At 71.3% G+C, this 13,453-nt stretch carries 14 protein-coding genes and 1 pseudogene; 10 read left to right on the top strand and 5 right to left on the bottom strand.

Annotation, left to right across the window (positions count from 1 at the left end):
- Positions 1-31 precede the first annotated feature (31 nt).
- Entirely contained in the window at positions 32-1,246 is a 1,215-nt protein-coding gene (locus RMT89_RS25150; protein ID WP_315886058.1) for a saccharopine dehydrogenase C-terminal domain-containing protein, read from the top strand.
- Positions 1,247-1,356: 110 nt separating this feature from the next.
- Entirely contained in the window at positions 1,357-1,611 is a 255-nt protein-coding gene (locus RMT89_RS25145; protein ID WP_315886057.1) for a WhiB family transcriptional regulator, read from the top strand.
- A 6-nt stretch (positions 1,612-1,617) separates the two neighbouring features.
- On the opposite strand, the pseudogene RMT89_RS25140 reads toward RMT89_RS25145, so the two are convergent.
- The 4 genes and pseudogenes from RMT89_RS25140 to RMT89_RS25125 form a co-directional block, all read right to left on the bottom strand.
- Positions 1,618-1,908, bottom strand: a pseudogene (locus RMT89_RS25140) (sensor histidine kinase); the annotation flags it as partial.
- Positions 1,909-2,021: 113 nt separating this feature from the next.
- On the bottom strand, positions 2,022-2,648 hold the full coding sequence (locus tag RMT89_RS25135; RefSeq protein ID WP_315886056.1) for a response regulator transcription factor: 627 nt from the start codon (positions 2,646-2,648) through the stop codon (positions 2,022-2,024).
- 34 nt (positions 2,649-2,682) lie between these two features.
- Entirely contained in the window at positions 2,683-4,356 is a 1,674-nt protein-coding gene (locus RMT89_RS25130) for an FAD-binding dehydrogenase (RefSeq protein WP_315886055.1), read from the bottom strand.
- A 16-nt stretch (positions 4,357-4,372) separates the two neighbouring features.
- Positions 4,373-4,999: a TetR/AcrR family transcriptional regulator gene (locus RMT89_RS25125; RefSeq protein WP_315886054.1), complete on the bottom strand. Its 627-nt coding sequence runs from the start codon at positions 4,997-4,999 to the stop codon at positions 4,373-4,375.
- Positions 5,000-5,113: 114 nt separating this feature from the next.
- On the opposite strand from RMT89_RS25125, the gene RMT89_RS25120 reads away from it, so the two are divergent.
- Genes RMT89_RS25120 through RMT89_RS25110 form a run of 3 tightly spaced genes read left to right on the top strand, consistent with a single transcriptional unit; the run spans position 5,114 to position 7,821 of the window.
- A complete protein-coding gene (locus RMT89_RS25120) occupies positions 5,114-5,740 on the top strand; it encodes an alpha-ketoglutarate-dependent dioxygenase AlkB (RefSeq protein ID WP_315886053.1) in 627 nt (208 codons plus the stop codon).
- Between the two features lie 51 nt (positions 5,741-5,791).
- Entirely contained in the window at positions 5,792-6,538 is a 747-nt protein-coding gene (locus RMT89_RS25115) for an MBL fold metallo-hydrolase (protein ID WP_315886052.1), read from the top strand.
- A 41-nt stretch (positions 6,539-6,579) separates the two neighbouring features.
- Positions 6,580-7,821: a DUF4032 domain-containing protein gene (locus tag RMT89_RS25110; RefSeq protein WP_315886051.1), complete on the top strand. Its 1,242-nt coding sequence runs from the start codon at positions 6,580-6,582 to the stop codon at positions 7,819-7,821.
- A gap of 1 nt (position 7,822) precedes the next feature.
- Here RMT89_RS25110 and RMT89_RS25105 read toward each other — a convergent pair whose 3' ends face one another.
- A complete protein-coding gene (locus RMT89_RS25105) occupies positions 7,823-8,698 on the bottom strand; it encodes a universal stress protein (RefSeq protein ID WP_315886050.1) in 876 nt (291 codons plus the stop codon).
- A gap of 60 nt (positions 8,699-8,758) precedes the next feature.
- Here RMT89_RS25105 and RMT89_RS25100 point away from each other — a divergent pair, with 60 nt between their 5' ends.
- The 5 genes from RMT89_RS25100 to RMT89_RS25080 all read left to right on the top strand — a co-directional run bounded on the left by RMT89_RS25100 (position 8,759) and on the right by RMT89_RS25080 (position 13,374).
- Positions 8,759-9,112 carry a VOC family protein gene (locus RMT89_RS25100; RefSeq protein WP_315886049.1) on the top strand — a complete coding sequence of 118 codons (354 nt, stop codon included), beginning with the start codon at positions 8,759-8,761 and terminating at the stop codon, positions 9,110-9,112.
- Between the two features lie 40 nt (positions 9,113-9,152).
- Complete coding sequence (locus tag RMT89_RS25095; RefSeq protein ID WP_315886048.1) at positions 9,153-9,773, top strand: dihydrofolate reductase family protein; 621 nt, start codon at positions 9,153-9,155, stop codon at positions 9,771-9,773.
- A 120-nt stretch (positions 9,774-9,893) separates the two neighbouring features.
- Positions 9,894-11,570, top strand: coding sequence for an FAD-dependent oxidoreductase (locus RMT89_RS25090; protein WP_315886047.1), 1,677 nt, complete (start codon positions 9,894-9,896; stop codon positions 11,568-11,570).
- Positions 11,567-13,027 (top strand): ATP-binding protein, encoded by a 1,461-nt coding sequence (locus tag RMT89_RS25085; RefSeq protein WP_315886046.1) that lies wholly within the window; start codon positions 11,567-11,569, stop codon positions 13,025-13,027. The genes RMT89_RS25090 and RMT89_RS25085 overlap by 4 nt, the downstream gene beginning before the upstream one ends.
- Positions 13,024-13,374, top strand: a complete 351-nt coding sequence (locus RMT89_RS25080) for a UBP-type zinc finger domain-containing protein (RefSeq protein ID WP_315886045.1) — start codon at positions 13,024-13,026, stop codon at positions 13,372-13,374. Before RMT89_RS25085 ends, RMT89_RS25080 begins: the two co-directional genes overlap by 4 nt.
- Positions 13,375-13,453: the final 79 nt, after the last annotated feature.

The raw sequence follows: 13,453 nt of genomic DNA, 5'->3' as shown, positions 1-13,453 counted from the left end.
TCTTCTCCACCTCCAGCAGGGAGTTCTCGTCATGCGTGTACTGCTCGTGGGCGCCGGTGGTGTGGGCACCGCCGTGACCCGGATCGCCGCCCGTCGTCCGTTCTTCGAGGCGATGGTGGTCGCCGACTTCGACCCGGCGCGGGCGGAGGCCGCCGTCGCCCACCTCGACGACCCCCGCTTCCGTGCCGAGCGTGTCGACGCCGGAGACGAGGCCGCGGTGGCCGAGCTGCTGCGGCGGCACTCCTGCGACGTCCTCCTCAACGCCACCGATCCGCGCTTCGTGATGCCGCTGTTCCGGGCGGCGCGGACGGCCGGTGCCACCTATGTCGACATGGCGATGTCCCTGTCGCGTCCGCACTCCGAGCACCCGTACCGGCAGTGCGGGGTCAAGCTCGGCGACGAGCAGTTCGCCGAGGCCGAGGAGTGGGCGAAGGAGGGCGCGCTGGCCCTGGTCGGCATGGGTGTGGAGCCGGGGCTCTCGGATGTCTTCGCCCGGTACGCGGCCGATGAACTCTTCGACGAGATCGAGGAGATCGGCGTCCGCGACGGCGCGAACCTCACCGTCGACGGGTACGACTTCGCCCCTTCCTTCAGCATCTGGACCACCATCGAGGAGTGCCTCAACCCGCCGGTCGTCTACGAGGCAGAGCGGGGCTGGTTCACCACCGAACCCTTCAGCGAACCCGAGGTGTTCGACTTCCCCGAGGGCATCGGCCCGGTGGAGTGCGTGAACGTGGAGCACGAGGAGGTGCTGCTGGTCCCGCGCTGGGTCGACGCGCGCCGTGTCAGCTTCAAGTACGGCCTGGGCGAGGAGTTCATCAGCACGCTCAGGACGCTGCACCTGCTGGGCCTGGACCGCACCGAGCCGGTGACCGTGCCGGGCCCCGACGGGCCGGTGCGGGTCTCGCCCCGGGACGTGGTCGCCGCCTGTCTGCCCGACCCGGCGACACTGGGCGAGCGGATGCGCGGCAAGACCTGCGCGGGCACCTGGGTGCGGGGCGTGAAGGACGGGGCGCCGCGCGAGGTGTACCTCTACCACGTCATCGACAACGAGTGGTCGATGGCCGAGTACGGCAGCCAGGCCGTGGTGTGGCAGACGGCCGTCAACCCGGTCGTCGCGCTCGAACTCCTCGCCGACGGCGCCTGGTCGGGCGCCGGCGTACTCGGCCCGGAGGCCTTCCCGGCCCGCCCGTTCCTGGATCTGCTGACCGAGTACGGCTCTCCGTGGGGCCTGCGCGAGCAATGACCGCGTTGCGACCCACAACTCCGTGGTTTCACTTCCGTATCGACAGGTGACCCGAAAGCGACTAAAAGCATCCGAAAGGGCACGTACGACTTCGAGCGCAGGTGACTTCCATGGACAACTGGCGCGGCCGTGCCGCATGCCGCCACGAGGATCCCGACCTCTTCTTCCCGATCGGCACCTCGGGCCCGGCGCTGATGCAGACCGAGCAGGCGAAGGCGGTGTGCCGGCGCTGCCCGGTGCAGGAGCAGTGTCTGCGCTGGGCGTTGGACACCGATCAGGCGGTCGGTGTGTGGGGCGGAACGAGCGAGGGGGAACGACTCGCGCTGCTGCGGCGGACGGCTGCCGTGCGACGCGGGAGCGGGTAGTACCGCTCAGGTGTCCTTCGGGGGCTCACCTCCCGGCAGCCGGAGCGTGAACACCGAGCCGGTGCCGGGCTCGCTCGTCGCCTCGGCCGTACCGCCGTGTGCGGCGAGCAGATGGCGGACGATGGGCAGTCCGAGTCCGCTGCCGCCGGTGCGGCGGCTGCGCGACTTCTCCGCCCGCCAGAACCGGTCGAAGACATGCGGCAGGTCCTCGGGGACGATGCCGGTACCGGTGCCGGTGACGTCCAGGACGACGTGGTCGCCGTCGCGGCGCGCGGCCAGGGTGACGGTGGCGGCTGCTGTGCGGCCGCGGTCAGCGCCCGCAGCGGCCGCCGCCACCGAGCACACGGCGATCAGCACCGAGGTGATCAGCAGCCGGACCAGGAGCCGCTTGCGCAGCGGTATGCCGGACCTCATCCTCGGCCGCCGCTCAGCTTGTAGCCCACCCCGAACACCGTCAGCAGCCTCACCGGCCGCCGCGGGTCGGCCTCGATCTTGCGGCGCAGGTTCATGATGTGGACGTCCACGGCCCGTTCGGTCGAGGCCCGGTCCACGCCCCGGGTGCACTCCAGCAACTGCCGCCGGGAGAACACCCGCTCGGGCTCGGCGGTCATGGCGAGCAGGATCTGGAACTCGGCCGGCGTGCACTCCACCGGCTCCCCGTCACAGCGCACCTCGTGCCGCGCCGGATCCACCGTGAGGCCCGCGGCCCGGCCGACGGGGTCCTCCCGGCGGTCGGCGGGCCGTCCACTGCGCCGCAGCACCGTACGGATCCGGGCCATCAGCTCGCGCGGGCTGTACGGCTTGGTCATGTAGTCGTCGGCGCCGAGCTCCGGACCGAGCAGGACGTCGTCCTCGGCGGAGCGGGCGGTGAGCATCAGCGCCGGGATGTCTGGATTCCCGGGGTTCCGGCGCAGCGCCCGGCACACCCCGAAGCCGTCGATCACCGGAAGCATCAGGTCCAGCACGACGAGATCGGGACGCAGCCGAAGGGGCCCGTGACGCTGCTGACGGCCGCGAAGACTCCCGACGAGAGTCACGCGGCCGTCCTGGCCCGTCTGCTGGGCTGAGCGCTCAGCCGGTCTGCTGGGCGGCGGCCCGGCCCGCCGCGCGCCCGGAGAACAGGCAGCCGCCGAGGAAGGTGCCCTCCAGCGCGTTGTAGCCGTGTACGCCGCCACCGCCGAAGCCGGCCACCTCACCGGCCGCGTACAGGCCTCCCACCGGCTGTCCGTCGGCGCCGAGCGCGCGGGAGTCGAGGTCGGTCTGGATGCCGCCGAGGGTCTTGCGGGTGAGGATGTGCAGCTTGACGCCGATCAGCGGGCCCGCCGACGGGTCGAGGATGCGGTGCGGGGTGGCGACCCGGCCGAGCCGGTCGCCGATGTAGCGGCGGGCGTTGCGGATGCCCTGCACCTGGGCGTCCTTGCTGTAGGAGTTGGCGAGTTGGAGGTCGCGGGCCTCGATCTGGCGGCGCACCGTGGCCGCGTCGAGCAGGGGCTTGTCGGTCAGCCCGTTCATCTTCTCGACGAGTTGCTCCAGGTTGGGGGCGGTCACGAAGTCCGCGCCCTTGCGCAGGAAGGCGTCGACCGGTCCCGGGGCGCCCTTGCCGAGCACGCGTTCCTTGAGGAAGCCCGCCCGGTCCTTGGCGGTGATGTCGGGGTTCTGCTCGGAGCCGGAGAGCGCGAACTCCTTCTCGATGATCTTCTGGGTGAGGATGAACCAGGAGTGGTCGTATCCGGCGATGTCCTCGGTGGTGCGCAGGTACTTGAGGGTGCCGAGGGTGTCGTAGCCGGGCAGGCAGGGGTCGGGCAGGCGGCGGCCGAGCGCATCGAACCACATCGAGGACGGTCCGGGCAGGATGCGGATGCCGTGTCCGGGCCAGATCGGGTCCCAGTTCTGCAGGCCCTCGGTGTAGTGCCACATGCGGTCGCGATTGACCAGCCGTACGCCCGCATGAGCGCTTATGTCGAGCATCCGGCCGTCGACGTACGCGGGGACGCCGGTGACCATCTCGGCGGGCGGGGTGCCGAGGCGCTCGGGCCAGTAGCGGCGGACGATGTCGTGGTCGGCGCCGATGCCGCCGGTGGTGACGACGACGGCCGGGGCGGTGAGCTCGAAGTCCCCGGCGCGCACGCGGTTGGACTTCACGCCCCGGGCCGAGGTGTCCTCGGCGAGGACGGTGCCGCGCACCCCGCGCGCCTGGCCGTCCTCGATGACGAGTTCGTCGACCTGGTGGCGGTGGTAGAAGGTCAGCAGACCATCGCGCGCGGCCTGCTTGGCGTAGTCCACGAACGGCTCCACCACGCCGGTGCCGGTGCCCCAGGCGATGTGGAAGCGGGGCACGGAGTTGCCGTGGCCGTGGGCGCGGAGGTCGCCGCGCTCGGCCCAGCCGACGGTGGGCAGGAACTTGATGCCGTGCCCCTCCAGCCAGGACCGCTTCTCCCCGGCCGCGAACTCGACGTAGGCCCGCGCCCAGCGCACCGCCCAGGAGTCCTCGTCGTCCACGCGGTCGAACCCGGCGCTGCCCTGCCAGTCGTTCCAGGCCAGCTCGAAGGAGTCCTTGATCTTCAGGCGCCGCTGCTCCGGTGAGTCGACGAGGAACAGCCCGCCGAACGACCAGAAGGCCTGTCCGCCCAGGTTGTTGGCGTTCTCCTGGTCCACCAGGGCGACCCGGCGGCCCCGGCTGGTGAGTTCATGTGCGGCAACGAGGCCCGCGAGGCCCGCTCCGACGACGATGACGTCGGCATCCATGCGACCGTTCCCTTCCTCATTCGGGGGTGCCGCTGCCGTCGGTCAGCAGGGCGGTGAGCAGTTGCTTGAGCCAGGCGCGGGCGCTGTCGACGTCCTTGTCCAGCAGCAGTTGGGTGGTGACCCCGTCGTAGGCGGCGACGACCGCGCGGGCGGCGCCGTCGATGCCGTCGAACACGGCGGGCAGTGCGGTGTGCCCGGTGGCCCGGGCGAGCCGGTCGGCGATGGCCGCGCGCAGCCGCTCGCGGTGCTCCAGCAGGCTCTGCGCGACGGCCGGGTCCCGGGCCGCGTGCACCAGGAAGTCGGTCTTCACCAGCAGCCACTCCACGTCGAGCAGCAGCACCTCGGTGACCCGGTCCACGGACTCCGGTACGTCGAGCGCGGGACCGTCCAGCGCCAGCGCGTCCGCGACCTGCTCGGCGATCAGGTCGGCGCGCTGCCGGTAGAGGGCGAAGAAGAGCTCGTCGAGGCTGTCGAAGTTCGAGTAGAAGGCACCCCGGCTGTAGCCGGCGGCCTCGCAGACCTCCTCGATCGAGACCCGGCCGAACCCCTTGGCGGCGAACACCTCGAAGGCGGCGTCGAGCAGATTGGCCCGTGTCCGCACGCGACGCCTGGTCACGCGCTGTGCCGTCCGCTCCGCCACCATGGCCGCCCCTTCGTTCGATACGGGAATGTATCCGATACACCAATGCATCGAAAGTCTGGCGGCGCTTACATTTTCGATGGGAACAGGCTTTCGATTAAGGAGTACGCTGGATCCATGACCACGCACCTCCAGGGCTCCCTCTTCGACCAGACGGACCAGGTGATGCTCGCCCCTCTCGACGGGATCCGCCGGACCCGGCTCGGCCGGGGCGCCTGGATCGACGTGCTGCCCGGCTGGCTCAGCGGCTCCGGCACACTGTTCGAACAGCTGGCCGCGGACGTCCCCTGGCGCGCCGAGCGCCGGAAGATGTACGACCAGGTCGTCGACGTACCCCGGCTGCTCGCGTTCTACGGCGCGGACGACCCGCTGCCGCACTCCGTGCTGGACGAGGCGCGGGCGGCGCTCACCGCGCACTACGCCGAGGAGCTGGGCGAGCCCTTCACCACCGCGGGGCTCTGCTACTACCGCGACGGCCGGGACAGCGTCGCCTGGCACGGCGACCGGATCGGCCGGGGCGCACGCGAGGACACGATGGTTGCGATCGTCTCGGTGGGCGCACCCCGGGACCTGCTGCTGCGCCCGATGGGCGGCGGCGAGACGGTGCGCCGCCCGCTGGGCCACGGCGACCTGATCGTGATGGGCGGCTCCTGCCAGCGGACGTGGGAGCACGCGATCCCGAAGACCTCACGCGCCACCGGGCCGCGCGTCAGCGTCCAGTTCCGCCCGCACGGCGTGAACTGAGTTCTGCTTTGCTGTTCCCGTCGGGCAGAAACCTCGGGATGCGGGACGGTCATGCGGGCAGACGTACGCCAAGTCGCCGACGGCACCTATCTGGTGCACGGCAGCAACACCAACTGGGTGATCCTCTCCGAGGGGGACGCCGTCACACTGATCGACACCGGGTATCCCGGGGACCGGGAGCAGGTGCTCGCTTCCCTGGCTCAGGTGGGGAGTTCACCGGAGGCCGTGTCGGCCGTACTGATCACGCACGCCCACAACGACCATGTGGGCTCGGCCGAGTTCCTGCGCGCCGCGTACGGCACGCCCGTGCTGCTCCACGAGGCCGAAGTGCCGCACGCCCGACGGGAGTTCCTGCACCAGGTGTCCGTCAGGCAGGTGCTGAGGAACGGGTGGCGGCCGGGCGTCCTGCCCTGGGCGCTGCACGCGATCCGCTCCGGCGGCAAGGCACATGTCCCGGTCACCGCGCCCGCGGCGTTCGCGACAGGGGCCCCGCTCGACCTGCCCGGGCGGCCGTTACCCGTGCACACGCCCGGCCACACGAACGGCCACTGCGCCTTCCACATCCCCGGCACCGGCGTGCTGATCGCGGGGGACGCGCTGGTGAGCGGTCACCCCACGTCCCGGATCAAGGGCCCTCACCTGCTGCCCGACATGTTCCACCGCGAGCGCGCCCGCGCCGTCTCCTCACTGGACATACTCGCCGCGCTGGACGCCGACCTGCTCCTGCCCGGCCACGGCCCCGCCCACCGCGGTCCGGTCCGTGAAGCGGCACTTCAGGCCAGGGAGCGGGCCGTCTAGGGTGAGGTGACGATCACCCGCGAGACGAGGACACCCCGCCCATGGCTCTGCAGATCAGCGCGACCAACCCGGAGCACCCCGCGCTCCTGCTGGAGCTGCCGTGGCACCTGCCGCTGGAGGAGTGGCCGGAGGAGTACCTCGTACCCCTGCCGCGCGGCATCTCCCGGCACGTCGTGCGCTACGCCCGCGCCGGCGACGAGGTCATCGCGGTCAAGGAGCTCGCCGAACGGCCCGCCCTGCGCGAGTACGAGCTGCTGCGCGACCTGGACCGGCTCGGCATCCCGGCGGTGGACCCCCTCGCCGTCGTCACCGGGCGCGCCGACGCCGACGGCGCGCCCCTGGAGTCGGTGCTGGTCACCCGGCACCTCGGCGGCTCCATGCCGTACCGCTCGATGTTCGAGACGACGATGCGCCCGGCCACCATGCACCGCCTGATGGACGCCCTGGCGGTGTTGCTGGTGCGGCTGCACCTGGCCGGGTTCGCCTGGGGCGACTGCTCGCTGTCCAACACCCTCTTCCGGCGCGACGCGGGCGCCTACGCCGCCTACCTGGTCGACGCCGAGACCGGCGACCTGCACCCCCAGCTCAGCACCGGCCAGCGCGACTACGACCTCGACCTCGCCCGGGTCAACATCAGCGGCGAACTGCTGGACCTGGAGGCGTCCGGGGCACTGCACCCCTCCGTGGACCCCATCGAGTTCGGCACCGAGATCTGCGCCCGCTACCAGGGCCTGTGGCAGGAGCTGACCCGCACCTCCGTGTACCCGGCCGGGAAGTACCACTACATAGAGCGCCGGATACGCCGGCTCAACGAGCTCGGCTTCGACGTCGCCGAGATGCAGATCGAGCACTCCTCCAACGGCGACACCGTCACCTTCGTCCCCAAGGTCGTCGACGCCGGCCACCACCAGCGCCAACTGCTGCGCCTGACGGGCCTGGACACCGAGGAGAACCAGGCCCGACGGCTGCTGAACGACCTGGAGAGCTGGATGGCCACCCAGGACGACTACGCCCCGGGCGACCCCCTCGCCGCCCGCCCCGAGGTCCTCGCCCACCGCTGGGTACGGGACGTGTTCCGCCCCACGGTGCGGGCGGTCCCGCTCGAACTGCGCGGCTCGATGGACCCGGCGGAGATCTACCACGAACTCCTCGAACACCGCTGGTACCTGTCCGAGCGCGCACAGCACGACATCGGCCTGGACACGGCCGTAGAGGATTACGTGAAGAACATCCTCCCCAAGGCGCGGGAAACCCTCCAGCCGGTGTCCGAGGCCGCGGACTGACTCAGGAGGCCGGCGGCACCACGGCCACCGGGCAGTCCGCGTGGTGCAGCACACCGTGCGCGACCGAGCCGATCCGCGCGCCCACGGCCGTACGGCGGGCGCGGCGCCCGACGACCATCAGCTGGGCCCGTCCGGCCACCGACAGCAGTACCTGCCCCGCGCTGCCCATCTCCACGTGCTCCACGACATGGACGTCCGGGAACCGCTCCCGCCACGGCTGCACCGCGGCGGCCAGCGCCTTCTTCTCGTACGGCTCAAGCCCGCCGGCGTCATCCAGCAGCTTCAGCGAGGACGGGCTGTACGCGAACAGCGGCGGCAGCGTCCAGGCCCGTACGGCCCGCACCGTGGCCCCCCGCGCGGCGGCCGTCTCGAACGCGAACCGCAGCGCCGCCGCGCTGTCCTCCGGCTCACCCTGCTGACCGACGACGATCTCGTGCCCGGCCACCTCGACGGAGGGTTTGTCCCCGGCCCGCACCAGCACGACGGGCCGCTCGGCCTCCACGATCACCTGCTGCCCGACGGAACCGAGCAGGAACCCGACCACGGCGCCATGACCGCGCGAGCCGAGCACCAGCATCTCGGCGTCCACGGCGGCGGCGACGAGCCCGTCGACAGGCCCGCCTTCCAGCACGTCCGTCGACACCTCAAGGCCGGGATGCCGCTCGCCGATGTCACGGGCGGCCTGCGCCACCGCCTCCCGCGCCCACTGTGCCTGCGTGTCCGGGTCCGCCTCCTCGACCGCCTCCAACGGCTGGAACCGCCAGGCATGGACGACCCGCAGCGCCAGCCCGCGCCGGACCGCCTCCCGGCCCGCCCACCCCAGAGCGGCGAGGCTTTCCTCGGTGCCGTCGAATCCTGCCGTGATCGGGCGCGTCATTACGGGGCCTCCCTGTGTCGCGGTCACATCCGTGGAGCCAGTCTTCACTACGCTGCGCCCATGGCACTGGAGTGGGAACAGGTGAACGTCGACGCGGCCGATCCGGTGGCCCTGGGACGCTGGTGGGCCGAGGCGCTCGGGTGGGTGGTGCTCAACGACTCCCCCGACGAGTTCGAGATCCGGCCGGAGCCGGACCGCCTCCCGGGCCTGGTCTTCGCCCCCGTGCCGGAGGCGAAGACGGTCAAGAACCGCCTCCACCTCGACTTCCGGCCCCAGGACCAGCAGGCCGAGGTCGCCCGCCTCCTCGCCATGGGCGCCCGCCACGCCGACGTCGGCCAGGGCGAGCAGCCGTGGGTGACGCTGGCGGACCCCGAGGGCAACGAGTTCTGCGTCCTGGCCCCGCGGCACGGCTGACGACGCCCGACAGGAAGCTCACCGCGCAGAGGAGACAGCGATGACCGAGCACATGGGCAAGGTGGTCTGCGACATCACGATCACGGTCGACGGGTACGCGGCCGGGCTCGACCAGAGCGAGGAACGCCCGTTCGGTGACGACGGCGGCGACGGCTCGGGCGCCCAGCTGCATGCCTGGATGTTCGACACCCCCGACGAGAACCGCACCGAGATCGACCAGCTGGCCGCCCCCAAGGCCTTCATCATGGGGCGCAACATGTTCGGCCCCGTGCGCGGCGCGTGGGACCGGCAGTGGAACGGCTGGTGGGGCGGCAATCCGCCGTTCCACGCGCCGGTGTTCGTCCTCACCCACCACACGCGCGAGCCGCAGCCCATGGACGGCGGCACCACCTACCACTTCGTCACCGACGGAATCGAGTCGGCGCTGGCACAGGCGCGCGCGGCGGCCGGCGACGGCGAGGTCCTGATCCACGGCGGCGCGACCACCATCAACCAGTACCTCGCCGCCGGCCTGGTCGACGAGCTGCGGCTGCACATCGTGCCGTTCACGCTCGGCGCCGGCACCCGGGTCTTCGAGGGCGTCCCACCGCTGAGACTGGAGCAGGTGACGTCGCGGTCGGCGAGTCTGGTCACGCACCTGACCTACCGCGTCCTGCCCTGAGCACAGGGGCCCTCCCCCATACCTGAGCGAAGCCGCACGATCGAACATACGATGGCCACAGTCGGCCCGGTGGCTGTCGTCGCCGTGCCGGAGCACCGGAACACTCGGGGTGGGAGACGTATGGCACAGGCCGCCGAATCCGCGCGGGCCGTCATCCTGACCGTGGACGACGACGCCGGGGTCTCCCGAGCCGTCGCGCGGGATCTGCGGCGGCGCTACGGCGAGTCGTACCGGATCGTGCGGGCGGAGTCCGGGGAGTCCGCCCTGGAGGCGCTGCGGGAGCTGAAGCTGCGGGGCGATCTCGTGGCGGTGATCCTTGCCGACTACCGGATGCCGCAGATGAACGGCATCGAGTTCCTCGAACGGGCCATGGACATCCATCCCGGCGCCCGGCGGATCCTCCTCACCGCCTACGCCGACACCAGCGCGGCCATCGACGCCATCAACGTCGTCGATCTCGATCACTACCTGCTCAAGCCCTGGGATCCGCCCGAGGAGAAGCTCTACCCCGTGCTGGACGACCTCCTGGAGGCCTGGCGGTGCAGCGACTACCGGCCGGTGCCCGCCACGAAGGTCGTCGGGCACCGGTGGTCGGCCCGGTCGTCCGACGTACGGGAGTTCCTCGCCCGCAATCAGGTGCCCTACCGCTGGTACTCCGCCGACGAGCCCGAGGGGCAGCGGCTGCTCGCCGCCGCCGGGCAGGACGGGCGGCGGCTGCCGCTGGTGATCACGCCCGAGGGGACCGCGCTGGTCGAGCCGGATGTGCCGGAACTCGCCTCGCACGTCGGTCTCGCGACGACGCCGACCGCCGACTTCTACGACCTCGTCGTCATCGGCGGCGGGCCCGCCGGGCTCGGGGCCGCGGTGTACGGGGCGTCCGAGGGGCTGCGGACGGTGCTGGTGGAGCGGTCGGCCACCGGCGGGCAGGCCGGGCAGAGCTCGCGGATCGAGAACTACCTGGGGTTCCCGGACGGTGTGTCCGGCGCCCAGCTCACCGACCGGGCCCGCCGGCAGGCCGCCAAGTTCGGCGCCGAGGTCCTCACCGCCCGCGAGGTCACCGGCCTGGAGGTCAGCGGCGCCGCGCGCATCGTGCGGTTCTCCGACGGTTCGGCCATCGCCGCGCACAGCGTCATCCTGGCGACCGGTGTGTCGTATCGGCAGCTCCGGGCACCCGGCTGTGCCGAACTCACCAGCTGCGGAGTGTTCTACGGCTCCGCGCTGACCGAGGCGCCCTCGTGCAAGGGGCAGGACGTGTACATCGTCGGCGGCGCCAACTCCGCGGGACAGGCGGCGATGTACCTGTCCAAGGGGGCGAAGTCGGTGACGCTGCTGGTGCGCGGGGCGGATCTGTCCGCGTCGATGTCGCACTATCTGATCCAGCAGATCAACGAGGCGCCCAATATTTCCGTCCGCCCGAGGACGGTCGTCGACGCCGCCCACGGCGAGGGGCATCTGGAGCAGCTGACGCTGCGCGACACGGAGACCGGGGACACCGAACTCGTCGACGCGCAGTGGCTGTTCGTGTTCATCGGCGCCGCCCCGCTGACCGACTGGCTGGACGGCACCGTGCTGCGCGACAGCGGTGGCTTCATCCTCGCCGGGCCCGACCTCACCCCCGACGGACGGCCACCGGCGGACTGGGAGCTGGACCGGCCGCCGTACCACCTGGAGACCAATGTGCCCGGTGTGTTCGTGGCCGGCGACGCGCGCGCCGAGTCCGCCAAGCGGGTCGCGTCCGCCGTAGGAGAGGGAGCCATGGCCGTGATGCTCGTCCACCGTTATCTGGAGCAGTCGTGAGCGGACAGCCCGTGCCGTGCAGCCCCGCGGAGATCGGCTCGCTGTTCCTGTTCGAGAAGCTCTCCCCCGAACAGCTCGGCAGGCTGTGCGCCGAGGGGCGGGTGGAGAGGTTCGAGCCGGGGCCGGTGTACGCCGAGGGTGATCCGGCCACCTGTTTCTACGTCATGGTCGAGGGGACCGTCGTCCTGTCCCGCCGGGTCGGCGCGGACGATGTGGAGGTGATCCGCAGCTCCCAGCGCGGGGTGTATTCGGGGGCCATGCAGGCCTACCTCGGGGACCGGGCCCGGCAAGTCTACAACAACTCCATGCGCGTGACGGAGCCGACGCGGTTCTTCGTGCTGCCCGCCGACACGTTCGCGGCCATCATGCGGGAGTGGTTCCCGATGGCCGTGCATCTGCTGGAGGGGCTGTTCTTCGGCTCGAAGGCCACCCAGCAGGCCATCGGGCAGCGTGAACGGCTATTGGCGCTCGGCTCGTTGTCCGCCGGGCTCACCCATGAGCTCAACAACCCGGCCGCCGCGGCCGTACGGGCCACCGCCACCCTGCGCGAGCGGGTGGCGAAGATGCGGCACAAGCTGGCCGTGATCTCCGCCGGCCCGTACCCGCGCGAGAGCCTCGCCAGTCTCATCGACATCCAGGAACGCACCGCCGAACGCGTCGGCAAGGCGCCCGCCTTGAGCCCGCTGGAGGCCGCCGACCGCGAGGACGCGCTCACCGACTGGCTCGACGACCATGACATCCCGGAAGGCTGGCGGCTCGCGCCGACCTTCGTGCAGGCCGGGCTCGACGTCGACTGGCTGGAGCAGGTCGCCGCGGCCGTGGAGGAGGACATCCTGCCCGGGGCGATCGGCTGGCTCAACTACACCGTGGAGACCGAGCTGTTGATGGACGAGATCGCGGACTCCACCACCCGTATCTCGCACCTGGTGGACGCCGCCAAGCAGTACTCCCAGCTCGACCGTGCCCCCTTCCGCAGCGTGGACGTCCACGAACTCCTCGACAGCACCCTGCTGATGCTCTCCGGGAAGATCGGCCCGCAGATCAAGGTCGTCAAGGAGTACGACCGCACCCTCCCGGAGATCCCCGCGTACCCGGCGGAGCTCAACCAGGTGTGGACCAACCTCATCGACAACGCCGTCTCCGCCATCAACAGCGCGGGCGGAGAAGGGACGTTGACCGTGCGGACGGCAGCGGACCACGACCGGCTGCTGGTGGAGTTCCGCGATACCGGCGTCGGTATCCCGCCGGAGAACCACGGGCGGATCTTCGATCCCTTCTTCACCACCAAACCGGTCGGCGAGGGAACCGGGCTCGGTCTCGACATCTCCTGGCGGATCGTGGTCAACAAGCACCACGGCACGCTCCGGGTCGAGTCCGAGCCGGGCGACACGCGGTTCCAGGTGCTGCTTCCGCTCACCGCCGCCGCGGAGGACGACACGAACGAGGAGTCCGTATGACCAGCGGAATCGACCCCGGCGTTCCGCCCAGCGGCGCGGGATGCGTGGAGTGCGACGAGCACGGAGGGTGGTGGTTCCACCTTCGGCGGTGTGCGCAGTGCGGGCACGTGGGGTGTTGCGACTCCTCTCCCGCGAAGCACGCCACCGAGCATTTCAAAGCCACCGGGCATCCTGTCGTGCAGAGTTACGAGCCCGGTGAAGGGTGGTTCTGGGACTACAGCTCGTCCGAGCTGTACGAGTCGGGGCCGGAACTGGCGCCGCCCGTCAGTCATCCTGCGGATCAGCCCGCGCCGGGGCCTGCGGGGCGGGTTCCTGATGACTGGGCTCGGGTGTTGCGGGGCGCCTGAGGGGGTGGGGGTCCCGGCGCGTCGGCGGGTGCGAGTACCCCGTGGCCGGTCGCGCCGTTCCCCGCGCCCCTTTGCGTCG

Source organism: Streptomyces sp. P17 (genome assembly GCF_032436805.1).
Lineage (GTDB): Bacteria > Actinomycetota > Actinomycetes > Streptomycetales > Streptomycetaceae > Streptomyces.
This window is presented reverse-complemented; position numbering and strand designations above follow the sequence as displayed.